25 protein-coding genes are annotated in these 22,552 nt (G+C 72.1%); 4 read left to right on the top strand and 21 right to left on the bottom strand.

The window, feature by feature from the left end; genetic code table 11:
* Positions 1 to 6: 6 nt before the first annotated feature.
* From pdxH to EJF31_RS07740, 4 genes are read left to right on the top strand one after another with little or no spacing between them, the layout of a single operon-like run.
* On the top strand, positions 7 to 645 hold the full coding sequence (gene pdxH / locus EJF31_RS07755) for a pyridoxamine 5'-phosphate oxidase (protein ID WP_125036517.1): 639 nt from the start codon (positions 7 to 9) through the stop codon (positions 643 to 645).
* A 60-nt stretch (positions 646 to 705) separates the two neighbouring features.
* Entirely contained in the window at positions 706 to 1,338 is a 633-nt protein-coding gene (locus EJF31_RS21795; RefSeq protein ID WP_221767494.1) for a TetR/AcrR family transcriptional regulator, read from the top strand.
* Entirely contained in the window at positions 1,338 to 3,071 is a 1,734-nt protein-coding gene (locus tag EJF31_RS07745) for an ABC transporter ATP-binding protein (RefSeq protein ID WP_125036516.1), read from the top strand. Before EJF31_RS21795 ends, EJF31_RS07745 begins: the two co-directional genes overlap by 1 nt.
* Complete coding sequence (locus EJF31_RS07740; RefSeq protein ID WP_125036515.1) at positions 3,068 to 5,026, top strand: ABC transporter ATP-binding protein; 1,959 nt, start codon at positions 3,068 to 3,070, stop codon at positions 5,024 to 5,026. The genes EJF31_RS07745 and EJF31_RS07740 overlap by 4 nt, the downstream gene beginning before the upstream one ends.
* A 254-nt stretch (positions 5,027 to 5,280) precedes the next feature.
* On the opposite strand, the gene EJF31_RS07735 is transcribed toward EJF31_RS07740, so the two are convergent.
* From EJF31_RS07735 to fliG, 21 genes are all read right to left on the bottom strand, one after another.
* A complete protein-coding gene (locus EJF31_RS07735) occupies positions 5,281 to 5,520 on the bottom strand; it encodes a hypothetical protein (RefSeq protein ID WP_125036514.1) in 240 nt (79 codons plus the stop codon).
* Complete coding sequence (gene flhA, locus EJF31_RS07730; protein ID WP_125036513.1) at positions 5,517 to 7,562, bottom strand: flagellar biosynthesis protein FlhA; 2,046 nt, start codon at positions 7,560 to 7,562, stop codon at positions 5,517 to 5,519. Before flhA ends, EJF31_RS07735 begins: the two co-directional genes overlap by 4 nt.
* 74 nt (positions 7,563 to 7,636) lie before the next feature.
* A complete protein-coding gene (locus tag EJF31_RS07725) occupies positions 7,637 to 8,806 on the bottom strand; it encodes a flagellar biosynthesis protein FlhB (RefSeq protein WP_125036512.1) in 1,170 nt (389 codons plus the stop codon).
* 7 nt (positions 8,807 to 8,813) lie between these two features.
* Positions 8,814 to 9,575 carry a flagellar biosynthetic protein FliR gene (locus tag EJF31_RS07720; protein WP_125036511.1) on the bottom strand — a complete coding sequence of 254 codons (762 nt, stop codon included), beginning with the start codon at positions 9,573 to 9,575 and terminating at the stop codon, positions 8,814 to 8,816.
* A 17-nt stretch (positions 9,576 to 9,592) separates the two neighbouring features.
* A complete protein-coding gene (locus EJF31_RS07715; protein ID WP_125036510.1) occupies positions 9,593 to 9,862 on the bottom strand; it encodes a flagellar biosynthetic protein FliQ in 270 nt (89 codons plus the stop codon).
* Between the two features lie 7 nt (positions 9,863 to 9,869).
* Complete coding sequence (gene fliP / locus EJF31_RS07710; RefSeq protein WP_125036509.1) at positions 9,870 to 10,658, bottom strand: flagellar type III secretion system pore protein FliP; 789 nt, start codon at positions 10,656 to 10,658, stop codon at positions 9,870 to 9,872.
* A complete protein-coding gene (locus EJF31_RS07705; RefSeq protein WP_125036508.1) occupies positions 10,655 to 11,074 on the bottom strand; it encodes a flagellar biosynthetic protein FliO in 420 nt (139 codons plus the stop codon). Before EJF31_RS07705 ends, fliP begins: the two co-directional genes overlap by 4 nt.
* Positions 11,075 to 11,077: 3 nt before the next feature.
* Positions 11,078 to 11,896, bottom strand: coding sequence for a flagellar motor switch protein FliN (gene fliN / locus EJF31_RS07700; protein ID WP_125036507.1), 819 nt, complete (start codon positions 11,894 to 11,896; stop codon positions 11,078 to 11,080).
* Positions 11,893 to 12,864: a flagellar motor switch protein FliM gene (locus EJF31_RS07695; protein WP_260430700.1), complete on the bottom strand. Its 972-nt coding sequence runs from the start codon at positions 12,862 to 12,864 to the stop codon at positions 11,893 to 11,895. Before EJF31_RS07695 ends, fliN begins: the two co-directional genes overlap by 4 nt.
* 92 nt (positions 12,865 to 12,956) lie before the next feature.
* Positions 12,957 to 13,415 carry a flagellar basal body-associated protein FliL gene (gene fliL / locus EJF31_RS07690; RefSeq protein WP_125036505.1) on the bottom strand — a complete coding sequence of 153 codons (459 nt, stop codon included), beginning with the start codon at positions 13,413 to 13,415 and terminating at the stop codon, positions 12,957 to 12,959.
* Positions 13,412 to 14,308 (bottom strand): flagellar motor protein MotB, encoded by an 897-nt coding sequence (locus tag EJF31_RS07685; RefSeq protein WP_125036504.1) that lies wholly within the window; start codon positions 14,306 to 14,308, stop codon positions 13,412 to 13,414. The genes fliL and EJF31_RS07685 overlap by 4 nt, the downstream gene beginning before the upstream one ends.
* Entirely contained in the window at positions 14,308 to 15,075 is a 768-nt protein-coding gene (locus tag EJF31_RS07680) for a flagellar motor protein (protein WP_125036503.1), read from the bottom strand. The genes EJF31_RS07685 and EJF31_RS07680 overlap by 1 nt, the downstream gene beginning before the upstream one ends.
* Complete coding sequence (locus tag EJF31_RS07675; RefSeq protein ID WP_125036502.1) at positions 15,075 to 15,404, bottom strand: flagellar FlbD family protein; 330 nt, start codon at positions 15,402 to 15,404, stop codon at positions 15,075 to 15,077. The genes EJF31_RS07680 and EJF31_RS07675 overlap by 1 nt, the downstream gene beginning before the upstream one ends.
* A gap of 163 nt (positions 15,405 to 15,567) precedes the next feature.
* Entirely contained in the window at positions 15,568 to 16,428 is an 861-nt protein-coding gene (locus tag EJF31_RS07670) for a flagellar hook protein FlgE (protein ID WP_125036501.1), read from the bottom strand.
* A 49-nt stretch (positions 16,429 to 16,477) separates the two neighbouring features.
* Positions 16,478 to 16,942: a flagellar hook capping FlgD N-terminal domain-containing protein gene (locus EJF31_RS07665; protein ID WP_221767493.1), complete on the bottom strand. Its 465-nt coding sequence runs from the start codon at positions 16,940 to 16,942 to the stop codon at positions 16,478 to 16,480.
* 10 nt (positions 16,943 to 16,952) lie between these two features.
* Positions 16,953 to 18,143: a flagellar hook-length control protein FliK gene (locus EJF31_RS07660; RefSeq protein WP_125036500.1), complete on the bottom strand. Its 1,191-nt coding sequence runs from the start codon at positions 18,141 to 18,143 to the stop codon at positions 16,953 to 16,955.
* Positions 18,140 to 19,102 (bottom strand): transglycosylase SLT domain-containing protein, encoded by a 963-nt coding sequence (locus EJF31_RS07655; protein ID WP_125036499.1) that lies wholly within the window; start codon positions 19,100 to 19,102, stop codon positions 18,140 to 18,142. Before EJF31_RS07655 ends, EJF31_RS07660 begins: the two co-directional genes overlap by 4 nt.
* On the bottom strand, positions 19,099 to 19,560 hold the full coding sequence (locus tag EJF31_RS07650; protein WP_125036498.1) for a flagellar FliJ family protein: 462 nt from the start codon (positions 19,558 to 19,560) through the stop codon (positions 19,099 to 19,101). The genes EJF31_RS07655 and EJF31_RS07650 overlap by 4 nt, the downstream gene beginning before the upstream one ends.
* On the bottom strand, positions 19,560 to 20,870 hold the full coding sequence (locus tag EJF31_RS07645) for a FliI/YscN family ATPase (protein WP_125036497.1): 1,311 nt from the start codon (positions 20,868 to 20,870) through the stop codon (positions 19,560 to 19,562). Before EJF31_RS07645 ends, EJF31_RS07650 begins: the two co-directional genes overlap by 1 nt.
* Positions 20,867 to 21,565: a FliH/SctL family protein gene (locus tag EJF31_RS07640; RefSeq protein ID WP_125036496.1), complete on the bottom strand. Its 699-nt coding sequence runs from the start codon at positions 21,563 to 21,565 to the stop codon at positions 20,867 to 20,869. The genes EJF31_RS07645 and EJF31_RS07640 overlap by 4 nt, the downstream gene beginning before the upstream one ends.
* Positions 21,549 to 22,550 carry a flagellar motor switch protein FliG gene (fliG, locus tag EJF31_RS07635; RefSeq protein WP_260430699.1) on the bottom strand — a complete coding sequence of 334 codons (1,002 nt, stop codon included), beginning with the start codon at positions 22,548 to 22,550 and terminating at the stop codon, positions 21,549 to 21,551. Before fliG ends, EJF31_RS07640 begins: the two co-directional genes overlap by 17 nt.
* Between the last annotated feature and the right edge of the window lie 2 nt (positions 22,551 to 22,552).

Genomic DNA, 22,552 nt, shown 5'->3' with positions numbered 1-22,552 from the left:
CTCCTCATGGACCTGGCTTCGCTCCGCAACGAGTACTCCCGGGCCGGGTTGGTCGAGTCCGACCTGGCACCCGACCCGTTTACGATGTTCGACCGGTGGATGCGCGAGGTGGTCGAGGCCGGGGTGTACGACGCCAACGCGATGGTCGTCGCCACGGTCTCCGCATCCGGGGCGCCGTCGTCGCGGATGGTGCTGCTCAAGGGCGTCTCGCCCGCCGGCTTCGTCTTCTTCACCAACACCGGGTCGCGCAAGGGCCAGGAGCTCGCGGCCAACCCGGCCTGCTCGCTGCTCTTCCCCTGGCACCCGCTGGAGCGCCAGGTCCGCGTCGACGGGGTCGCCGACCCGCTGCCGCGGGCGGACGTCGAGGCCTACTTCGCCTCCCGCCCGCGCCGCTCGCGGCTCGGCGCCTGGGCGTCGCACCAGTCGAGCGTCGTGGCCGGCCGCGAGGAGCTGTCCGCGGCGTACGACGACGTGACGGCCCGCTTCCCCGAGCCCGACGACGTGCCGGTCCCCGACGAGTGGGGTGGCTACCTCGTCCGCCCCGAGGCGGTGGAGTTCTGGCAGGGGCGGCCGGGGCGCATGCACGACCGGCTGGTCTACCGGCGTACGCCCGACGGGTGGCGGACGGAGCGGTTGGCGCCGTAGGTGACGGACTATCCCGCAATCCGCTTGTGAGTGAGCACTCACTCACTTACGATATCGGGCATGACTCCCCGAGGTGAGCGGGCGCGGCCGATGTCGCCCGACGAGCGGCGCGACGCGATCGTGGCCGCGACCGTGCCGCTGCTGGCCCAGCAGGGCGGCACGGTGACGACCAAGGAGATCGCCGAGGCCGCGGGCATCGCGGAGGGCACGATCTTCCGGGTCTTCAAGGACAAGCGCGAGCTGTTCATGACCGTGGCGGAGCAGGTGATGAACCCGCCGGGCGGTCGCGAGGAGATGGCGGCCTACCTCGCCGGCACCGACGACCTGCGGGCCCAGATGGTGCTGGTCGTGGAGCGGCTCGTGGCCCGGATGGAGCAGGGCATGCTCGTGATGATGGCGCTGCGGTCGGTCTTCATGGCCGAGGGTCCCGACAAGCACGCCAAGCACGAGAAGCCCGGCCCGCCGCCCTTCATCGTGGAGTCCAACCGCCAGCTGATGCGCAACCTCACCGAGGTGCTCTTCGAGCCGCACGCCGCCGAGCTGCGGGTCGCGCCCGCCACGGCAGCCCTGGTCCTGCGCAGCCTGGTCTTCGGCGCCTGGCACCCGGGCATGCCGTTCTCCGAACACCCCTTCACCCCCGACGAGGTCGCCGACGTCGTCCTCAGGGGCATCGCCGAGCCAGGGAACCACTGATGCTGATCCGCCTCGTCCGCACCTACCTCCAGCCCTACAAGGGCCTGCTCGCGCTGGTCGTGCTGCTGCAGTTCACCGGCACGGTCGCCGCGCTCTACCTGCCCAGCCTCAACGCCGACATCATCGACAAGGGCGTCACCCAGGGCGACGTCCACTACATCCTGCGCACCGGCGGCGTGATGCTCGCCGTGGCGATGCTGCAGATCGGCTGCTCGGTCGCCGCCGTGTGGTTCTCCGCCCGGACGGCGATGGGCTTCGGCCGCGACGTACGGTCCGAGATCTTCCAGCGGGTGGGGTCGTTCTCGCAGCGCGAGGTGCAGCACTTCGGCGCCCCGAGCCTGATCACCCGCGAGACCAACGACGTCCAGCAGGTGCAGATGCTCGTGCTGATGTCGTGCACGCTCATGGTGGCGGCGCCGATCATGATGGTCGGCGGCGTCGTGATGGCGATGCGCGAGGACCTCGGCCTGTCCTGGCTGCTCGCGCTGGCCATCCCGGCCCTGCTCGCGTCGGTGGCGTTCATCGTGACCCGGATGGTGCCGAGCTTCCGCGTCATGCAGGAGCGCATCGACGAGGTCAACCGGCTGCTCCGCGAGCAGATCACCGGTGTCCGCGTGGTCCGCGCGTTCGTCCGCGAGCCGCACGAGACCGAGCGCTTCGCGGCCGCCAACCAGGACCTCACGGTCGTGGCGGTGCGGGCCGGGCGCTGGCTGGCCACGATGTTCCCCACCGTGATGCTGATCCTCAACGTCTCCTCGGTGGCGGTGCTGTGGTTCGGCGGCCACCGGGTGGCCAACGGCGACATGCAGGTCGGCGCGTTGACGGCCTTCCTGGCCTACCTCGTGCAGATCCTGATGTCGGTGATGATGGCGACCTTCATGCTGATGATGGTGCCGCGCTCGGCCGTCTGCGCCGACCGGATCATGGAGGTCCTCGACACCGCGACCTCCGTCGTGCCGCCGGCCGCGCCGGTCCAGCACGTCGTCGAGCACGGCACGCTGCGGTTCGAGGACGTCGAGTTCACCTACCCGGGCGCCGACGTCCCCGTCGTACGACGGGTGTCCTTCGAGGCCCAGCCGGGCCAGACGGTGGCCGTCATCGGGTCGACCGGCGCCGGCAAGAGCACGATGGTCAACCTCGTGGCGCGGCTCTTCGACGTCACCGGCGGCCGGGTGCTCGTCGACGGGGAGGACGTCCGCGACCTCGACCCCGACCTGCTGTGGTCGGTGCTGGGGCTGGTGCCGCAGAAGGCCTACCTCTTCTCAGGCACCGTCGCGTCCAACCTGCGTCACGGCAACCCCGACGCCACCGACGAGGAGCTGTGGGCGGCGCTGGAGATCGCGCAGGGTCGCGACTTCGTCGCGGCGATGCCCGAGGGGCTGGAGAGCCCGATCGCCCAGGGCGGCACCAACGTCAGCGGCGGCCAGCGGCAGCGGCTCGCGATCGCGAGGGCCCTGGTGCGCAAGCCCGAGATCTACCTGTTCGACGACTCCTTCTCCGCCCTCGACCTCGCCACCGACGCCCGGTTGCGGGCCGCGCTCAAGCCGGTGACCCGCGAGGCGACGGTGCTGATCGTGGCCCAGCGGGTCTCGACCATCCGCGACGCCGACCTGATCCTCGTCGTCGAGGACGGCCAGGTCGTCGGCCGCGGCACGCACGACGAGCTGCTCGAGACGTGCGAGACCTACCGGGAGATCGTCCAGTCCCAGCTGAGCGCGGAGGAGGCGGCATGAGCGGCACGCTCAAGGAGACCGAGCGGATCCAGGCCGGACCGGGTCCGGGCCGCGGCCCGTTCGGCGGCGGCATGGTCGGCCAGAAGGCCTCCCACTTCAAGCCGTCGGCCAAGCGGCTCGTCTCGCGGATGGCGCCCGACAAGCCCAAGGCGATCGCCGTGGTCGGGCTGGCCGTGGTCAGCGTGTTCCTGTCCGCGATCGGCCCGCGCATCCTCGGCAAGGCGACCGACCTGATCTTCGCCGGCCTGATCGGCCAGCGGCTCCCCGCCGGGGTCACCAAGGCGCAGGCCGTCGAGGCGCTCCGCCAGCGGGGCGACGACCGGTTCGCCTCGATGGTGTCCTCGATGGACCTGACGCCGGGCCAGGGCGTCGACTTCGGCGCGGTGGCCGACGTGCTCCTGCTCGTGCTCGGGGTGTACGTCGCCGCCTCGCTGCTGGCCTGGCTGCAGGGCTACCTGCTCAACGACGTCGTGCAGGGCACCGTGCTGCGGATGCGCGCCGAGGTCGAGGACAAGGTCAACGCGCTGCCGCTGTCCTACTTCGACCGGCAGCCGCGCGGTGAGCTGCTGAGCCGGGTCACCAACGACATCGACAACATCAGCCAGACCCTGCAGCAGACGATGAGCCAGCTGCTCACCTCGCTGCTGACCGTGCTCGCGGTGCTGTCGATGATGTTCTGGATCTCGCCGGTGCTGGCGCTGGTCGCGCTGGTCTCGGTGCCGATCTCGATGCTGGTCACCCGCGCGGTGATGAAGCGCTCGCAGGGCATGTTCGTCGAGCAGTGGCGCCGTACCGGCACCCTCAACGCGCACATCGAGGAGACCTTCTCGGGCCACGCGCTGGTCAAGGTGTTCGGCCGGCAGCGCGAGGTCGAGGCGACCTTCGACGCCGAGAACGAGCGGCTCTACGAGGCGTCCTTCGGCGCGCAGTTCGTCAGCGGACTGATCATGCCGGTGATGATGTTCGTCGGGAACCTCAACTACGTCGTCATCGCCGTCCTCGGCGGGCTCCGGGTCGCCAACGGGTCGATGTCGCTGGGCGACGTACAGGCGTTCATCCAGTACTCCCGCCAGTTCACCCAGCCGCTCACGCAGGTCGCCTCGATGGCCAACCTGCTGCAGTCGGGCGTCGCGTCGGCCGAGCGGGTCTTCGAGCTACTCGACGCCGACGAGCAGTCGACCGAGCTGACCGGGGCCGCCGCGGTGCCCGGGGCGCGGCACGGCGAGGTGCGCTTCGAGCATGTGTCGTTCTCCTACGACGAGGCGACGCCGCTGATCGAGGACCTGTCGCTGGTGGCCGCGCCGGGCCAGACCGTCGCGATCGTCGGGCCGACCGGTGCGGGCAAGACGACGCTGGTCAACCTGGTCATGCGGTTCTACGAGGTGACCGGCGGCCGGATCACCCTCGACGGCGTGGACATCGCCTCGATGCCGCGCTCGGCACTGCGCTCGCAGATCGGGATGGTCCTGCAGGACACCTGGCTGTTCGCCGGGACGATCCGCGACAACATCGCCTACGGGCGCCCGGGCGCGACCGAGGAGCAGATCCTCGAGGCGGCGCGGGCGACGTTCGTGGACCGGTTCGTGCACTCGCTGCCCGACGGCTACGACACCCACATCGACGAGGACGGCTCCAACCTGTCCGCCGGCGAGCGGCAGCTGGTCACCATCGCCCGGGCCTTCCTGGCCTCGCCGGAGCTGCTGATCCTCGACGAGGCCACGTCGTCGGTCGACACCCGCACCGAGCTGCTGCTGCAGCACGCCATGGCGGCCCTGCGCACCGACCGGACGTCGTTCGTCATCGCGCACCGGCTCTCCACCATCCGCGACGCCGACCTGATCCTGGTGATGGAGGACGGCGCGATCGTCGAGCAGGGCACCCACGAGTCGCTCCTGGCCGCCGACGGTGCCTATGCGCGGCTGTACAACGCGCAGTTCGCGGCGGCGGTGGCGTGAGCGACTGCCGCAGACAAATGCCTTGATGCGACGACCGGGGACACCTACCGTGGTGGGACACGGGAAAGGAGGTGGTCCGAAGAATGAATTCTTGTGGGACGCGTGAGGTGGCTGCGCGCTAGCAGCAACCGTCAGCGAAGTACTGCTGGCAAATCCAACGCAGACACCCGACCCGCAGGTGATCCGGTCATCACGTCCACCGGAGCGGGCCTCATCCCGAGGTCCACACCTGCGGGTCGCTGCATTTCCCGCCCTCAGACGGTCGGCAGCTCCTCGGTCGCGGCCTCGTCGGCCCGCTCCCGGCGCGTCGCGGCGAGCGCGTCGGTGGTGAGCGAGGCGGCGAGGGACAGCACGATCCAGATCCCGACGGCGCACAGGCCGAGCCGGACCAGGGCCACGTCGAGCGACACGGTCCCGGAGACGAGGGCGCCGTACAGCGCGGGGGAGGTGATCAGCAGCGCGCCGCAGACGACGGGCCAGGACAACGGGTTCATGCAACAGCTCCTGCCGGCAGCTCGGCGCCGATGACGCCCTCGGACCTGATCTGCTCGGCACCCGTGAGCTCCTGGTAGGACAGCACCGCGAGGCGCGGCACGATCGGGTGCACGAGACGACGTACGGCGGCGCGCACCTGCGGGGCACACACCAGCACGGGCCGGATGTTCCGGTTCTCGACGTCGGTCGCGAGCTGCGCGAGCCGGGTGATCAGCGCCTGGCTGGTCTCCGGGTCGAGCGCGATCGTCGCGCCGAGGTCGGTGGGCCGCAGCGACTCCAGGATCCGCTGCTCGAGCTGCGGATCGAAGGTGAGGACGTGCAGCGCCTTGTCGACGAGGTACGGCGCGGCGACCGCTGGGCCGAGCGCCAACCGGGCCGCCTCGACGAGCGCGTCGAGCTCCTTGGTGCGCGCGGCACGCAGCGAGAGCGCCTCGAAGATCCGGACCAGGTCGCGGATCGAGACCCCCTCCTCGAGCAGCGACTGCAGGACCCGCTGGATCTCGCCGAGGCTGAGCTGGGCGGGGGTGAGCTCCTCGACGACGACCGGGTGGCTGCGCTTCACGACGTCGGTCAGCATCCGGACGTCCTCGCGGCCGAGGAGGCGCGCGGCGTGCTGGGTGACGACCTCGGCGAGGTGGGTGGTCACGACCGAGGCGCGGTCCACGACGGTGGCGCCGGACAGCTCGGCCTGGCTGCGCAGCTCGGCCGGGATCCACTTGGCCTCCAGGCCGAACACCGGCTCCTGGGTGGGCTCGCCCGGGAGCGAGCCGAGGAAGTCGCCGATCGCGAGGACGCAGCCGGGGGGCGCCTCGCCGCGGGCGACCTCGATGCCGAACAGCAGGATCGCGTAGGTCCGCGAGGGCAGCTCGAGGTTGTCGCGGGTGCGCACCGGCGGCGCCACGATGCCGAGGTCGACGGCGATCTTCCGGCGCAGCGACTTGACCCGCTCGAGCAGGTCGCCGCCGACGTTGGTGTCGACGAGGTCGATCAGGTCCGCGGAGAGCTCGAGGCCGAGCGGGTCGACCTGGATCTCGGCCGCCAGTAGCTCGGGGGTGTCGGCGGACGCGAGGGCCGGCGCGGCCGTCTCGGGGGCCGGGGCGTCGGCGGCCTCCTGCACCCGCGACGACGCGATCAGCATCAGGCCGCCGGCCAGTACGAAGGGAATCTTGGGCAGCCCCGGGATCAGGCACAGCGAGAACGCCGCGAAGCCGGCCACCCGCAACGGCATCCGGTTGGCGGTGATCTGCCGGACGATGTCGGAGCCCATGTCGTCCTCACCGGTCGACCGGGTGACGATCAGGCCGGTGGCGACCGAGAGCAGCAGCGCGGGGATCTGGGAGACGAGGCCGTCACCGACGGAGAGCAGCGAGTAGGTGTTGATCGCGTCGCCGAAGGCCATGCCGTTCTGCCCGACGCCGACCGCGAAGCCGCCGATGAGGTTGACCAGCGTGATGATGATGGCCGCGACCGCGTCGCCCTTCACGAACTTCGAGGCACCGTCCATCGCGCCGTAGAAGTCCGCCTCCGCGTGCACCTCGGCCCGCCGCTTGCGGGCCTGGTCCTCGTCGATCAGGCCGGAGTTGAGGTCGGCGTCGATCGCCATCTGCTTGCCGGGCATCGCGTCGAGGGTGAAGCGGGCGCCGACCTCGGCGACCCGACCGGCACCGTTGGTGATGACGGTGAACTGGATGACGAGCAGGATCGCGAACACGATGAGGCCGACGATCAGCGAGCCACCGACCACGAAGTGGCCGAACGTGTCGATCACCTTGCCGGCGTACCCGTTGAGGAGCACGAGCCGGGTGGCGCTGACGTTGAGCGCGAGCCGGAACAGCGTCATCACCAGGATGACGGCGGGGAACGCCGCGAAGTCGAGGGGCCGCGCCACGAACATCGCGGTCATCAGCACCAGCAGCGCGCCGGTGATGTTGAGCGCGATGAGCAGGTCCAGGACGATCGCCGGCAGCGGCACGACCAGCATCACGACGATCATCACGATGCCGACCGGCACACCCAGCTGGGTCAGCCGCTTGAGGGCCATGGACTCGTCCTTCGGGGTCGATCGGTGCGGCGCCGTCCCTGGCACTTCGCGACTCCGTCCTGGCGTCCCCGGTCCTATCGGCCGGTCGTGGGCCCGGCTGAGGCGTTCGGGGAGACCGGCTCCTCCGTCGTACGGCGCCGCCGGCCGAGGGCCGGGACGGCCGGGAGGTCCTCCTCCACGCGCGGGCTGCGGTGCTCGCCGCCGGAGGCGCCGCGCGAGCGGCGGCTGATCACGAACGCCAGGACCTGAGCGACCGCGGCGAACAGCTCCGGCGGGATCTCGTGGCCGACCTGGGTGGAGGTGTAGAGCGCCCGGGCGAGCGGGACGTCGCGGACCAGGGGCACGCGGTGCTCCCCGGCCCGCTCGCGGATCGCGGCGGCGATGGCGCCGGCGCCGCGGGCGACCACGCGGGGGGCGCCCCGCTCGGGCTCGTAGCGCAGCGCGATGGCCACGTGGGTCGGGTTGACCAGCACCACGTCGGCGGTGGGGACGTCGGCCATCATCCGGTTGCGGGCGGCAGCGAGCTGGCGGGCCCGCATGGCGCCCTTGACCAGCGGGTCGCCCTCGGACTGCTTGTGCTCGCGCTTGACCTCGTCCTTGGTCATCCGGGTCTTCTTGCCGACCCGGCGGCGCTGCACGAGGTAGTCGAGGACGGCCATCAGCAGGCCGGCAACGGCGACCGAGCGGATCATCGAGCCGGCGTGGTCGGAGACCCCGGCGAGCACCACCGGGATCGGGATCAGCCCGCCGAGGTAGGGCATCATCCCGCGCACCGCCGACCACACGAGCAGGCCCACGACGGCGCTCTTGAGCAGCATCTTCGCGCCCTCCCACAGCGCCTGCGGGCCGAAGAGCCGCTTGGCGCCGGAGATCGGGTTGAGCTTGGAGAGCTTGGGCTTGACCGACTTGGTGGCGAGGAAGAAGCCGCCCTGTGCCAGCGCGCCCGCGACGCCGATGAGCATGATCCCCGAGCCGAGGATGATCACGGCCTTGAAGGCATGCACGAGCCCTTCGTGCAGGATCCGGAACGCCATGCCGGTGCTGGCCTCCCCGCCGGTCGACAGCGAGGTGGCCATCAGGTCGCGCAACGTGCCCAGCTCGTGGCCGAGCAGGCTCGGCAGCGCGGCACCGACCAGCAGCACCGCGGCCCACCCGCCGAGCTCCTGGGTGCGCGGGACCTGCCCCTCCTTGCGGTTCTCCTTGCGCTTCTTGGCGGTCGGCTTCTCGGTCTTCTCCTCGCTCACGGCCTCATCACCCCGCTCCGGAGAGGGCGGCCATCGCCTGGGTGGCGAGCTCCGCGAGCCGCGACACGGCGGGCGGCAGGACCGGGAAGGACAGGCCGAGCAGGAGGAGCGTGAGCCCGATCTTGGCCGGGAACATCACGTTGATGGCGTTGAGCTGCGGTGCGATCTTGGTGAGCAGCGCCAGGCCCAGGTCGGCCAGGAAGAGCACGGCGATCATCGGCAGCGCGATCTGCACGGCGGTCGCGAAGAACATCCCGAAGGCGCGCACCAGGACGTCGTCGGCGCCGGACCAGTCCGGGGTGGTGCCGAGCGGCAGGAAGTGGAACGTCCGGAGCAGCCCGCCGAGCACGAGCAGGTGGCCGCCGCTGACGAAGAGCAGGACGGTGGCCAGCAGCTGGTGGAACTTGCCGAAGACGGTGTTGGAGTTCATCGACAGCGGGTCGAAGCCCTGGGCCAGCGCGAAGCCGCCGAACACGTCGATCATCGAGCCGGCCGCGGCCACGGCGGACAGCAGCAGGTGGGTCACGAAGCCCATCGCGACCCCCACCAGCACCTGGGTGGCGACGTTGAACAGCAGCCCCACGGTGTCGAGCGGGATCGCGTCGCCCGCGGGGGCGACCGCGAACGCGAGGCCCAGCGCGAGGACGAGCTTGGCCATCGTGGGGATGCTGCGTCCGGCGAACGGCGGCACGACGGCCAGCCACGCCAGGATCCGGATCGAGGCGAGCAGGAACGCGACGAGCGGCTCGCCCCCCACGGTGAGGGTCATCGGACGGTCACCCGGGCTCAGCCGAGCATGGAGGGGAGCGCCTCGAAGAGGTCGGTGGTGAACGTGATCAGCGTGTGCAGCATCCAGTTGCCGCAGACCAGCAGGGCCAGGCCGACGCCGAGCAGCTTCGGCACGAACGCCAGCGTGACCTCCTGGATCTGGGTCATCGACTGGAAGAGCGAGACGGTGAAGCCGATGACCAGCGAGGTCATCAGGATCGGCGCGGAGAGCTTCAGCGCGACGACCATGGTGCGCAGGGCGATCTCGATGATGGCGGTGTCGGTCATGGGTGTCCTACTGGTAGCTCGCGACGAGTGACTTGATGACCAGTGCCCAGCCGTCCACCAGGACGAAGAGCAGCAGCTTGAAGGGCAGCGACACCATCACCGGCGGCATCATCATCATGCCGAGCGCCATCAGCGCCCCGCTCACGACGATGTCGATGACGAGGAACGGGATGAAGACGATGAAGCCGATGATGAAGGCCTGCTTGAGCTCGCTCAGCACGAACGCCGGCACCAGCGTCGTCGTCGCGACGTCGCCACGGTCCTTCGGCATGTCCTTGCCGGCGACGCTGGTGAGCAGCTCGAGCTCGTTGTCGTCGGTGTTGTCGAGCATGAAGCCGCGCAGCGGCTGGATGCCGTCCTCGAAGGCGACCGACGCGGTCTTGTCGCCGTTGAGGTAGGGCTGAACGCCGGCGTCGTTGATGGCCGAGAGCACCGGCCCCATGATGAACAGGCTGAGGAAGAGCGCCAGGCCGGCCAGCACCTGGTTGGGCGGCGTCTGCTGCAGGCCCAGCGCGTTCCGGGTCAGGCCGAGGACGACCAGGATCTTGGTGAACGCCGTGCAGGTGAGCAGGATCGCCGGCAGCAGCGAGATCAGGGTCAGCCCGATCAGCACCGTCACCGACGTGGACGGCTTGTCGGTCAGGCCGCCGAGGTCGATGGTGACGCTGTCGCCGGCGGCGGGCCCGCCCGGACCCCTGGGGCCGGTGGGATCGGCGTACGCCGCCGTGGTGCCGAGGACGAGCCAGGTGACGATGCCGAGCGCGGTGCCGAACGACCAGAGGAGGAGGCGCCTCACGACGCGCGCCCGGTCGCGGCCGCGAGGGCCTGCTTCCAGGTGTCGGGGCTGAGCACGGACCCGGCCAGCGGACTGTTGCCCGGTGCCGGGACCAGCGCCGGCTTCTCGACGACGTCCGCGCGGCGCTTGCCGGCGACGGGCACGACGACCTCCGGGACGGCCGGCTGGGCGACCTCGGAGGGGTCCAGCTCGGCGAGGACCCGGACCTGCTGCTCGGTGGTGCCGAGGACGAGGACGCGGGAGCCGACGGTCACGACGGAGACCGAGGTGGTGCGGGTCAGGGGCTGGCGGTGCAGCACCCGGACCAGCGCCCCGTGCTGGCCGCGCATCCGCTTGGAGCCGAAGCGCGCGATGAGCAGCAGCAGGCCGACGACGACGGCCAGCGAGAAGACCAGCCGGACGGTGAGCTCGAGCACCGGTCAGCCCACCGCAGCGTCGGTGACGATCTCGGTGATCCGCAGGCCGAAGTCCTCGTCGACGACGACGACCTCGCCGCGGGCGATCAGGCGGCCGTTGACCAGCAGGTCGGCGGGGCTGCCGGCGGCGCGGTCGAGCTCGAGCACCGCGCCGGGCGAGAGGTCGAGGAGCTCGCGGACGGTCATCCGGGCCCGGCCGATCTCGACGGTGACCTCCATGTCGACGCCGTGCAGCAGCTCGATGCCGCGACTGCGGAGCGGGCCGCGGGCGCCGATCAGCTGCTGGCCGTCGCCGGCGGCAGCGGCCGCGGCAGCGACGGGGAAGGCCGGGGCGGCGGCGGGGGACTGCTCGACCTCGGCGGCGAGCGCGGGCGCGTAGAGGGCCGAGCGCAGCGTGTAGTCGGGGACGAGGACCGCGGCCGACGTGGTCCGGCCGACCAGCGCGGAGGCGGAGAACGAGGAGCCCAGGTCGGCAGTGACCAGGGACAGGTCGACGGCGCGGGCCGCGCCCACGCGGGCGTGCAGCGCCTCGCCGATGGCGTCGAGGGTCGGCTGCAGCGCGGAGGCCAGGTCGAGGCCACCGAGCGGGCTCGACTCCAGCGCCTGCACGAGCTCGTCACCGACGAGCACGGCGACCCGGCCCGAGAGCTGGCCCTCGAGCTCGGCGATGACCGCGCCGGCGTACCCGCGGACGACGTCGGGCGTGCCCGGCTGCGCGGCGGCCGGGGTGAGCGGCTCGGGCGACGGCAGCACCTGCGCGGCGGCGGTCGCGACGCTCAGGGCGAGCCGGGCCTCGTCGGTGGGGAGCGGGACGGTGGTCATGCGGTCTCCTTCGGGGTGCCCACGATCAGGGCGGCGAGCCGGGGGCCGCGGGCACCCGCGGTGGCGTGGGCGAACGTGGTCCCGTCGACGACGACCTCGAGGGGTGCGGCGGCGGGGTGGCCGAGGCGTACGACGTCGCCCGGGGCCAGGTCGGTGAGGTCACCGGGGCCGAGCACGGTCGGCCGGACCCGGACGGCCACCTCGACGGGGACGCCCTCGAAGCGGTGCCGGAGCTCGGCGGCGGACAGTGCCCGCTGGGAGCGCTCCCGCTCCGAGACCGGCACCGGGGCGGCGGCCTTGACCAGGTGGGGGAGCAGGCCGGCGAACGGCAGGCAGATGGTCATCCGGTAGCCGCGCTCGTTGATCCGCAGCTCGAACGCCGCGACGACCATGACGTCCGAGGCGCCGGCGACCTGCGCGAACTGCGGGCTGTACTCCACGCCGGTGACCATCGGGTCCAGCGGCACGATGCCGGCCATGGAGTAGCGCATCTCGCCGAGGAGCCGCTCGATCATGCCGCCGGCGATGCCGGACTCGATCTCGCTGAGCGGCCGCTGCGGCTGCTTGGTGCTGCCCGGGCCGCCGAGCATGTGGTCGATGCAGGTCATGGTCGCCTGCAGCGGGATCTCGAGCACGCCGCTGGTGTGCATGGGCTCGGCGGAGAACATCGTGAGGTACGTCGAGGCGTCCAGGCTGTCGACGTACTCCGCGTAGGTGCGCTGGTCCACCGAGCTCAGCGTGACCTGGCAGACGGTGCGCAGCGAGGACGTGAAGACCGTGGTCGCCTGCCGGGCGAAGCCGTCGAAGGCGACCTGCAGCATCCGGCCGTGCTCGCGGGAGAGCTGGATCGGGCGCCGGAAGTCGTAGGAGACCGGCTCCGCCAGGGCGCGCCGACGCGACCGGCCGACCGGGAGATCGGCGCCGGGCTGCCCGGGGGCAGGCGTGGACGGGACGGCGGAGCGGAGCACGTCTGGACCATTCGGCGTGCTCGCGGCCGTCCTGAGGGGAAATCGGCTCCCCGAAATCGCTACCGGTGACTCACGGGCGAGTCACCGGTGACTCACTGGGTGACGAACTCGGTGAAGTACACCCCCATCACGTCCCCGTCGTAGCTCTCGCTGAGCGCCTTGACCAGCTTCTTCTTCAGCGCGTGGCGCGACGCCGGCCGGGAGACCTGCGCGACCGGGAGGCCGCTGAACAGCTCGATCGTGTCGTCGAGGGCCTTGCTGCCGTCGAGCTTGCCGGCGCTGTCGGTGAGCTGCAGGGCGAGCCCGATCTTGAGGTAGTGGCCCGAGGCGAGGTTGATCTGGGTCGACTCCAGCGACATGATCTCGCCCGGCTTCGGCTCCGCGCTGCCGCCCGGCTTGAGCACGAACCAGTAGCCGGCGCCACCGACCAGGGCCAGCACGATGATCAGGATGCCGAGCAGCTTCTTCCTGCTGCGGCCATCCTTCGCGGTGGCCTCGGCGGCCTCGGGCTCGTCCGGGGCCGTCGGCTTGAGTGCGGTCACGGTGTTCACGATTCTCCTTCGGTCCCGGAACGGCTCCGGGCTACGTCGTCCAACAGGTCCCGCGACTCCGACGGGATCCCCGACAGCACGACGATGTCGACGCGCTTGTTCACCTGCTGCGAGCCCGGTCGGGACGGGTCCTCCAGCGGTCGTTCGTGGCCGAAGGCCGACATCGAGAGCCGGTCCTGCGGGATGTGCCCGACCTCGTTCATCCGGCGCAGCACCGTGACGGCCCGTGCGGCGGAGAGGTCCCAGTCGGTGGCGTAGTACTTCGGGTGCACGTCCACCTGGTTGGTGTGGCCGTCGATGCGCAGCGGGTCGGGGACGTCGCGGAGCACCGGGGCGAGGGTGTCGACGACCAGCTGGCCGCGGGGGCTGAGCACGGCGACGTCGGCGCGGAAGACCACGTGCTTGCTGACCAGGCTGACGACCAGACCGCGGTCGTCGATCGTCGTACGGACGTCGTCCTGGAGGCCGTGCTTGGCCAGCGCCGACTCGAGGCGGGCCCGGATCTTCTCCAGCCGCTTCACCTCGGTCTCGGCCTCGGTGTACTTCGCGCGTTGCAGGACCCGCTCCTGGCCCTGGACGGCCGCGACCACCTGGGCCTTCTGGTCGGCGGGCAGGCCCTGGAAGGACTTGTCGGAGACGAGCTCCTCGGCCACCGTCTCGCCCTCGCCGTCGAGCAGCGCGTCGCTGCCCTTCATGAACGACGACTGCTGGCCGAAGCCGTCGGCCAGGCCGGAGCGGAGCGCGTTGTACTTCTTCTCGTCGACCGAGCTCATCGCGAACATCACGATGAACAGCACCATCAGCAGGGTGAGCATGTCCGCGTAGGTGACCAGCCAGCGCTCGTGGTTCTCGTGCTCCTCCTCGTGCCCGCGGCGGCGTCGACGGGAGGCCATCAGGCGGCCTCGGTCTCGCGCTGCTCGGCCGGGAGCAGGGAACGCAGCCGCTGCGCGACGATGCGCGGGTTGGAGCCCGCCTGGATCGCGGCGACGCCCTCGATGACCAGCTCCATGCGCTGCGTGTCGAGCTCGCCGAGCCGCTTGAGGCGGGCCGCGATCGGCAGGAAGATCGCGTTGGCCGAGAGCACGCCCCACAGGGTGGCGATGAAGGCGCCCGCGATGAGGTGGCCGAGCTCCTCGGGCTGGGCAAGGTTCTCCAGCACGTGCACCAGGCCCATGACGGTGCCGACGATGCCGATGGTGGGGGCGTAGCCGCCGGCCGCGGCCCAGAACTTCGCGGCCTGCTTGGCCTCCGACTCCTGCGCGCTGATCTCGGACTCGAGGATGTCGCGCAGCTCGTCGGGGTCGGTGCCGTCGATCGCGAACGTCACCGAGCGCACCAGGAAGTCGTCGTCGATGTCCTTGAGCTCGTCCTCGAGCGACAGCAGCCCCTCTCGGCGGGCCTTCTCGGCCAGCGACACGATCTGGGTGACGAGCTCGCCGGCCTGCGGGGCGGGGGCGGTGAAGGCGCGCTTGAGCCCGCCGAACGCCAGCTTGGCGTCGCCCATCGTGCCGCCGGCCAGCGAGATCAGCAGGGTCGCGCCGAAGACGAGCAGCATCGGCGGGAACGTCACCAGGCTCATCGGGTTGCCACCCTCGAGCACGTTGGACACGATCACGACGACCAGCGCCACGACGACGCCGATCAGGGTTGCCGGATCCATCAGGACTCCGAGCTCGTGCGCCGGGCCGCCGCGACCTCGGTCAGCTCCGTGACGGTGCCGAGGCGGCGCGGCTCGTCGGTGCGGTGGGTGGAGGGCCCGCCGTGACCCGCGTGGTGGCCCGGCTGCTCGAACGCCAGGACGTTGCTCATCGCGATGATCTCGCCGCGGTGGCGCCGTACGGCGGAGACGATCTGGTCGACCGAGTCGGTCACGACGTACTTCTTGCCGTCGACGAGCGTCACCACCGTGTCGGGGGTCGCGTCGACGCGTTCGATGAGGTCCGCGTTCAGGGCGAACACCGAACCGGAGAGTCGCGTGAGCGTGATCATGGGCGCACCATCCTTGTGCCGTACACGAGGAGCCATCCGTGGCTCCTCGACGTATCCCTTCGGCAGGGTCGCGGCCGACCTGAGGGGTATCGCCCCGAGGACGACAGAAGCCCGCCCTCCCCCATGGGAAGGCGGGCCCTGTGCCGGATCCGCGAGCGGCGGGTCAGCGTTTGATGTTGACGAGGTCCTCGAGCACCTGGTCGGAGGTGGTGATGACGCGCGAGGACGCCTGGAAGCCACGCTGGGCGAGGATCAGGTTGGTGAACTCGGCAGCCAGGTCGACGTTGGACATCTCCAGCGCGCCGCCCATGAGCGAGCCGCGGCGGCCCTCGCCGGAGACGCCGTACGACGGCTTGCCGGAGCTCGCGGTGGCGGCGAACGAGGTGTCCCCGACCTTGGCGAGGCCCATCGGGTTGTCGAAGTCGGCGAGCTCGATCTGGGCGATGTCGTGCTGCTTGCCCTCGAAGTTGCCGGTGACCTTGCCGTCGGCGCCGATGGTGTAGGACGTCAGCTTCAGGTCGGGGGTCGCCGGGTTCCCGTCGTCGTCCCACGTCTGGGGCAGCTTGATGTCGCCGGCCGTGCCGGTGTGCGCGCCCGCGGCGTCGAACGTCGTGAAGCCCTGGACGCGACCGCCGTCGGGCGCGACCAGCATGCCGGTCTCGTCGAAGGTGAAGTCACCGGCGCGGGTGTAGACCTCCTGGTTGCCCTTGGCCAGCACGAACATGCCGTCGCCCTGGATCATCAGGTCGGTCGAGCGGCCGGTCATCTGGGCGGAGCCCTGGCCGAAGTTCGTGCTGGTCGCCGCGACCTGCACGCCGAGGCCGACCTGGATGGGGTTGCGGCCGCCGAGGCCGTTGCTGCCGGCGGACGCACCGGTGAGCATCTGGCTCAGGGTGTCCTGGAAGACGGTGGTGCTGGACTTGAAGCCGATGGTGTTGGCGTTGGCGATGTTGTTGCCGGTGACGTCGAGCATGACCTGGTTGACGCGCAGGCCGCTGATGCCGGCGAAGAGCGAGCGAAGCATGGGTTTCCCTCCCTGGGAATGAGCGTGCTGGGGTGGAGCGGAAGGTGGATCAGGGGGTGGACGGCGTGTCCGGGGTCGGGTCGTCGGTGCTGGGCGGCGTGTACGGCGCGCCCACGGTCTGGACCTGGCCGAGCGAGACCAGGGCCCCGTCGACGACGAGCATCGGACCGTTGGCGTCGAAGGTGACCGACTGCACCGTCCCCGACACCGACCCTCCATCGGCATCGAGATAGGTCACCGGCTTGCCCACCAGGTTGCTGGCCCCGAAGGAGACCTGGGCGGAGAGCAGGGCCGAGGTCTGGTCCGCGACGTCCTGCATCTTCTCCAGGGACGTGAACTGCGCCGACTGCGAGAGGAACTGGCTCGAGTCGGCAGGGTTCATGGGGTCCTGGTAGCGCAGCTGGGCGACCAGCAGCTGCAGGAACATCTCCTTGTCGGGACCCGACGTGCCCGGCGCCGGGGTCGTCTGCTGGTACATCCCGGTCGAGACGGGCTCGACGGACGGAATGGACACGTTCACCTCCTCACACGGTCACGTCGAGGCCCGCACGGGCTCGCGTGACCGACTCGCTTCGGCGCAACGGGCTCGTCGCGTCGGGGGTGCCGTCCATGGCGGTGCTGCTTCCACGTGGGGGGGACTGGCCGGGCCGGCCGTCCTGCCGGCCGTCCTGCTGGGCCTCGGCCTGCCGGTTGCCGGCGCCCGCGCCGCCGGCGAGGTCGCCGCGGACGTCGGTGCCGGTGGCGGTCTGGGTCGTCGGGGCGACGGGGGTCGCGGTCCCGCCGGAGCCGGACGGCAGGTCGCGTACGACGACGCGCGCGTCCGTGCTGCCCACGGCGTCGAGCAGCCGGCGCAGCTCGGGCGTGCCCTCGACCAGCGCACGGTGGGCCTCACCGCCACTGGCGGACAGGCTGACCTGGAGCTCGCCGCGGCGGCTGGTCAGCACGACGCGGACCTCGCCGAGGTTCTCCGGCTGGAGGCGGACCGTGACCCGCTTCGGGCCGTCGCCGAGCCCGGCCACCCGGAGCACCTCCGGGAACACCTGGTGGGTGACCCGGACTGTGGGGGACGAGGTCGTCGCGGGCGGGGTTGCCGTCATCGCGGTCGGGGCAAGGGGGGCGGCCGGCGCGGCCACCGTCGCGGCCACTGGGTTGACCACCGGGGTGGGCGCGGGCTGCTGGGTCGGCTGGGCCTGCTCGGTGGCGGGCGCCGGCGCCGGGGCGGTCACGGTCACGGTCGCGGTCGCGGGGAGCGACTGGGGTGCAGTCGACTCGGGCCCGGCAGCGGTCGCGGCCGGCTCGCTCGCGTCGCCGGCGGGCGGAGTCGTGGCGGTCCGGGCAGTCGCGGCGGCCACGACGGCGCGGAGGAGGACGGGCGGCAGGACCAGGCCGGGCACGGCGGTGGGGACGGCGTCGTCAGCGGGCTCGGCGTCGTCGGCGTCGTCGGTGTCGTCGGTGTCGTCACCGCCCGCGAGCGGTGCGTCCTCAACCGTCGTGGCGGCGGGAACCGGTGACCCCTCACCGCCCACCGGGACCGGCGGTGCGCCATCAACCGTCGGGGCGGGCGATCCGGGTGAGGACTCACCGCCCGCCTGGCCGAGCAGGTCCTGGACGAGCGCGAGGAAGTCGGCGCCGGCGGTGGGCATCGCGGCACCGGGGGCGGCGGGTGCGCCGGGCACGCCGATGAGGGCGCCGAGCGCGAGGGTGGCGTCGGTCATGCGTGCTCCAGCTTCGCGAGGATCGAGCGGACGTACTGCTGGGTCTCGGGGTAGGGCGGGACGCCGCCGTAGCGCAGCACCGCGCCGGGCCCCGCGTTGTAGCCGGCCAGCGCCAGGTCGGTGCCGCCGAAGCGGTCGAGCAGGCTGCGCAGCAGCTTCGCCGCGCCGTCGACGGCCTGGGTCGGGTCGAAGCTGTTGGTCACGCCGAGACCACGAGCGGTCGCGGGCATCAGCTGCATCAGGCCCTGGGCGCCGGCGGGGCTGACCGCGGTCGCGTCGTACCCCGACTCCTGGCCGGCGACGGCGGCGAGCAGGGCCGGGCTCACGCCGAACTTCTGGCCGGCGGCCGCGAAGAGCCCGGCGTACGGCGTCCCCGCGGCGACCTTGTCGCCCACCGGGAGCGCCCCCGTGGTGGCCGTGGGCGTGGCGTCGTCGACGATCCGACGGATCGCCGTGGGGGTCTCGTAGACAGGCCCGACCCGGACGTCGAGCCCGGGGCGGGGCGCCTCGATCATCTGGCCGTCGCCGATGTAGATGCCCACGTGGTGCACGGGCGACCCGAAGGCGAGGATGTCGCCGGGCTGCGCGTCGGCGAGGCTCGCGACCGGCCGTCCCGCCCTCGCCTGGTCACCGGAGACGCGCGGCAGGTCGTAGCCGAGGTTGGCGTAGACGTGCTGCACGAGCCCGGAGCAGTCGAGGCCGGTGTCGGGGTTCGTGCCGCCCCAGACGTAGGGCACGCCGAGGTACTTCCGCGCCTCCGCGACGACGGCATCGCCGGAGCGGGCGCCGTACGTCGGGGCGGCCGACGTGGTCGGCGGGGTCCCGGAGGTCGGGGCGAGCGCGCCGGTCGAGGTCATGGCGGCCGCGAAGGCGGCCCCGCCGTTCGCGCCGACCGGTGCCAGCAGGGCCAGCTGGGCCTGGATCTGGGAGATCCGCGAGGTCACGTCGCTGACGCTCATGCGACACCCCCGCGATCCCGGGTGTGGGCCCCCGCGTTGCGGCGCCACAGGTCCTCGGCGATGCCGTCGAGCTCCTTGACCTCGCGGCGCCCGTGCTCCTCGGCGCGGGCCTGCGCGCGGCGCTCGATGAGCGACTCGACGGCGGCCAGCCGGGTGCGGTCGACGTGCCACTGCTCGCGTGCGGCGAGGCTGACGAGGGAGGCGGACTCCTGCGTGCCGCGGGCGGTGCCGAGCGCGTGGCCGATGGCGGCGACGGCGTACTGGCGGGCCGCGAAGTCCGTGAGGTCGCCGACGGTGTGCGCGGGCATGCTGGCGAGCTGCTCCTGCAGCTCGGCCACACGACGTGCGGCGGCCTGCTCCTCATGGAGTGCCGTCACCAGGCCGAGCCGGCTGTCGCGCTCGCGGACGCCGCGCACGCGGGCGACCACCTGCAGGTGGGAGTCGGGGGAGCGCGACATCAGGCGACCAGCTCGTGCAGCGCCGACCAGGTGTCGGCGGAGGAGGTGACGTCGTCCATGTCCTGGCGCAGGAACGCCTCGATGTGCGGCATCAGGGCGAGCGCGTCGTCGGCGTCGCGGTCGGTGCCGGGGACGTAGGCGCCGATCTCGACGAGCTCGCGCACGTTGCGGTGGGCGGCCAGCAGGCGGCGGAGTCGTACGGCGTCCTGCCGGGCTCCCGGTCCGGTCACGGCGTTCGCGACGCGGGAGATCGACTCGAGCACGTCGATGGAGGGGAAGTGCCCGGACGTGGCGAGCTCGCGGGACAGCACGACGTGGCCGTCGAGGATCGAGCGTGCCGAGTCGCCGACCGGGTCCTGGAGGTCGTCGCCCTCGACGAGGACGGTGTAGAGCCCGGTGATACTGCCCTCGGGCGAGGTGCCGGCGCGCTCGAGCAGCTGGGGGAGGAGCGCGAAGACGCTCGGCGGGAAGCCGCGCGTCGCGGGCGGTTCGCCGGCGGACAGGCCGATCTCGCGCTGGGCGAGGGCCACGCGCGTCAGGCTGTCCATCATCAGCACGACGTGGCGTCCGCTGTCGCGGAACCACTCGGCGATCCGGGTCGCCACGAAGGCCGCACGGAGCCGGACAACGGCCGGCTCGTCGGAGGTCGCGACGACCACGACGGAGCGGGCCAGACCCTCGGGGCCGAGGTCGTTCTCGAGGAACTCGCGCACCTCGCGGCCGCGCTCTCCGATCAGGGCGATCACCGAGAGCTCGGCGTCGGTGCCGCGCGCGACCATCGACAGCAGGCTGGACTTGCCGACGCCCGAGCCGGCCATGATGCCGAGCCGCTGGCCGCGGCCGCAGGGGGTGAGGGCGTCGAGCGCCCGCACACCCAGCCCGAGCTGGTGCTCGATCCGGGGACGGGAGAGGGCGGCGGGGGCGGGGTGCTCGACGGTGACGTGGTCGAGGTCGAGGTCGGACCCGAGGGGCAGGCCGTCGAGCGGCCGACCCAGGCCGTCCAGGACGCGGCCGCGGAGGGACTCGCCGACCCGGATGCGCAGGCCGCCACCGGTGGACCGGACGGCATCGCCCGAGCGCAGGCCGGTGGTCGACCCGAGCGGCAGGCAGGTCAGGACGCCCCGGGTGCTCGCGACGACCTCGACCGGCACGGGGCCGGCCGGGCCGGACACCTCGAGCAGGTCGCCCACGGCCGCGGGCACGCCGGTGACGGTCAGGTGCAGGCCCTGCAGGTCGGCGATGCGGCCGAGCTGGACGGGCCGGACCGCGGCGAGGGCGCGCCCGAGGTGGGCGGGGGTCAGGGTGCTCATCCGAGCACCTCGCGGAGCCGCTCGAGGGCGCTGGTGATGCGCAGGTCGACCACGGTGTCGTCGGTCTCGACGACCGCGTCACCCAGCTCGAGGTCGGCGTCGGGCAGCACCCGGACGCCGTAGGGCGCGAGGTCCGCGGCGGCGGCCGGGGCGATGCCGGGGTTCAGGCGGACCCGGGCGACGGCGTCCTCGGGCAGGGCGGCGACCACGCGTCGTACGACGTCGCGGCCGGGGTCGTGGCTGGCGTCGAGCTCGCGGGCGAGCAGCGCCCGGGTCACCTCGAAGGCGAGGTCGGTGGCCTGGTCGCCGATCCGGTCGCAGATCTCCTTGGTGGCGGCGTACAGGTGCTCCGCGGCGCGGACCAGGGCGTCCATGGCGGCGGCGTGCTCGTCCTCACGGCGCTCCTCGGCGCGGCGCAGCCGCTCCTCGGTCTCCCGGGCGGCCTCGGCCGCCGCGGCCTCGGCCTCGCGGCGGCCCTCGCCCCAGCCGGTGGCGTAGCCCTGGGCCTGCGCGGCACTCCGGGCCCGCTCGGCCAGGCCGCCCAGGGCGGCCTCGGTGATCTCGTCGCCGAGCACCGACTCGTCGCCGAGCCGGGTCCACACGCCGCCGCGCAGCTCGGGCCGGTCGGCGGCGCGCAGCTCGGCCGCGGCGTACGGCGCGTCGGCGCGGAGCACGGCCTCAGACGACGAGCTCATCGTCGCTCCCGCGGCGGACCATGATCTGGCCCTGCTCCTCGAGCTGGCGGATGGTGCGGATGACGCCCTGCTGGGCCTCCTCCACCTGGGTCAGCCGGACGGCGCCGAGCAGCTCGACCTCCTCGAGCAGCGCCTGGCCGGCCCGCTCGGAGAGGTTGCCGACGATCTTGGCGCGGACCGCGTCGCTGACGCCCTTGAGCGCCAGCGCGAGCTCGGCGTTGTCGACCTGCCGGACGACCATCTGCACCGAGCGGTCCTCGAGGTTGACGATGTCCTCGAACATGAACATCCGGCTGCGCACGTCGTCGGCCAGCGCCGCGTCGAGGGCCTCGAGGCCCTCCACGATCTGGCGCTCGGTGACCCGGTCGGACCGGTTGATGATGTTGACGAGGGGGTCGACGCCGCCGACCCGCGACATGTCCGCGGGGTGCAGCACCGACGACAGCTTGCGCTCGAGGCTGGCCTCGACCGAGCGGATGATCTCCGGGGACGTGCGGTCCATGACCGCGATCCGGTGCGCCACCTCGGCCTGCAGGGCGGGGGAGAGCCCGGACAGCACGAGCGAGGCCTTCTCGGGCGTCATGTGCGCGAGCACCAGCGCGATGACCTGCGGGTGCTCGTCGGCGATGAACGTGCGCAGCTGGGCCGGGTCGGCGCGGAGCAGGAACTGGAAGGGCATCTGCACCGCCGCGGCCTGCAGCCGCGCGATGATCTCGGCGGCCTTCTCGTGGCCGAGCGAGGACTCGAGCATGCCCTGCGCGAAGCTGAGCCCGCCCTGGGCGAGGTGGGCGCGGGCGGTGGCCAGCATGTTGAACTCCGACATCACCGACTCGATCTCGGCGCCGCCGATGTCGTCGAGCCGGGCGATCTCGGCCGAGATCGCCTCGACCTCGGTGTCGTTGAGGTGCTTGAGCACGGAGGCCGCCTTCTCGCGGCCGAGCTGGATCAGCACGATCGCGGTCTTGCGGATGCCCTCGGTGGTCATCG

This window comes from Nocardioides sp. LS1 (assembly GCF_003865225.1).
GTDB lineage: Bacteria > Actinomycetota > Actinomycetes > Propionibacteriales > Nocardioidaceae > Nocardioides > Nocardioides ginsengisegetis.
This window is presented reverse-complemented; position numbering and strand designations above follow the sequence as displayed.

Excerpts from the sequence above, each read along its gene's own strand:
- pdxH (WP_125036517.1), top strand. The coding sequence starts at position 7 with ATGGACCTGGCTTCGCTCCGCAACGAGTACTCCCGGGCCGGGTTGGTC.
- EJF31_RS21795 (WP_221767494.1), top strand. The coding sequence starts at position 706 with ATGACTCCCCGAGGTGAGCGGGCGCGGCCGATGTCGCCCGACGAGCGG.
- EJF31_RS07745 (WP_125036516.1), top strand. The coding sequence starts at position 1,338 with ATGCTGATCCGCCTCGTCCGCACCTACCTCCAGCCCTACAAGGGCCTG.
- EJF31_RS07740 (WP_125036515.1), top strand. The coding sequence starts at position 3,068 with ATGAGCGGCACGCTCAAGGAGACCGAGCGGATCCAGGCCGGACCGGGT.
- EJF31_RS07735 (WP_125036514.1), bottom strand. The coding sequence starts at position 5,520 with ATGAACCCGTTGTCCTGGCCCGTCGTCTGCGGCGCGCTGCTGATCACC.
- flhA (WP_125036513.1), bottom strand. The coding sequence starts at position 7,562 with ATGGCCCTCAAGCGGCTGACCCAGCTGGGTGTGCCGGTCGGCATCGTG.
- EJF31_RS07720 (WP_125036511.1), bottom strand. The coding sequence starts at position 9,575 with ATGACCCTCACCGTGGGGGGCGAGCCGCTCGTCGCGTTCCTGCTCGCC.
- EJF31_RS07715 (WP_125036510.1), bottom strand. The coding sequence starts at position 9,862 with ATGACCGACACCGCCATCATCGAGATCGCCCTGCGCACCATGGTCGTC.
- fliN (WP_125036507.1), bottom strand. The coding sequence starts at position 11,896 with ATGACCACCGTCCCGCTCCCCACCGACGAGGCCCGGCTCGCCCTGAGC.
- EJF31_RS07685 (WP_125036504.1), bottom strand. The coding sequence starts at position 14,308 with ATGGCCTCCCGTCGACGCCGCCGCGGGCACGAGGAGGAGCACGAGAAC.
- EJF31_RS07680 (WP_125036503.1), bottom strand. The coding sequence starts at position 15,075 with ATGGATCCGGCAACCCTGATCGGCGTCGTCGTGGCGCTGGTCGTCGTG.
- EJF31_RS07675 (WP_125036502.1), bottom strand. The coding sequence starts at position 15,404 with ATGATCACGCTCACGCGACTCTCCGGTTCGGTGTTCGCCCTGAACGCG.
- EJF31_RS07670 (WP_125036501.1), bottom strand. The coding sequence starts at position 16,428 with ATGCTTCGCTCGCTCTTCGCCGGCATCAGCGGCCTGCGCGTCAACCAG.
- EJF31_RS07660 (WP_125036500.1), bottom strand. The coding sequence starts at position 18,143 with ATGACCGACGCCACCCTCGCGCTCGGCGCCCTCATCGGCGTGCCCGGC.
- EJF31_RS07655 (WP_125036499.1), bottom strand. The coding sequence starts at position 19,102 with ATGAGCGTCAGCGACGTGACCTCGCGGATCTCCCAGATCCAGGCCCAG.
- EJF31_RS07650 (WP_125036498.1), bottom strand. The coding sequence starts at position 19,560 with ATGTCGCGCTCCCCCGACTCCCACCTGCAGGTGGTCGCCCGCGTGCGC.
- EJF31_RS07645 (WP_125036497.1), bottom strand. The coding sequence starts at position 20,870 with ATGAGCACCCTGACCCCCGCCCACCTCGGGCGCGCCCTCGCCGCGGTC.
- EJF31_RS07640 (WP_125036496.1), bottom strand. The coding sequence starts at position 21,565 with ATGAGCTCGTCGTCTGAGGCCGTGCTCCGCGCCGACGCGCCGTACGCC.
- fliG (WP_260430699.1), bottom strand. The coding sequence starts at position 22,550 with ATGACCACCGAGGGCATCCGCAAGACCGCGATCGTGCTGATCCAGCTC.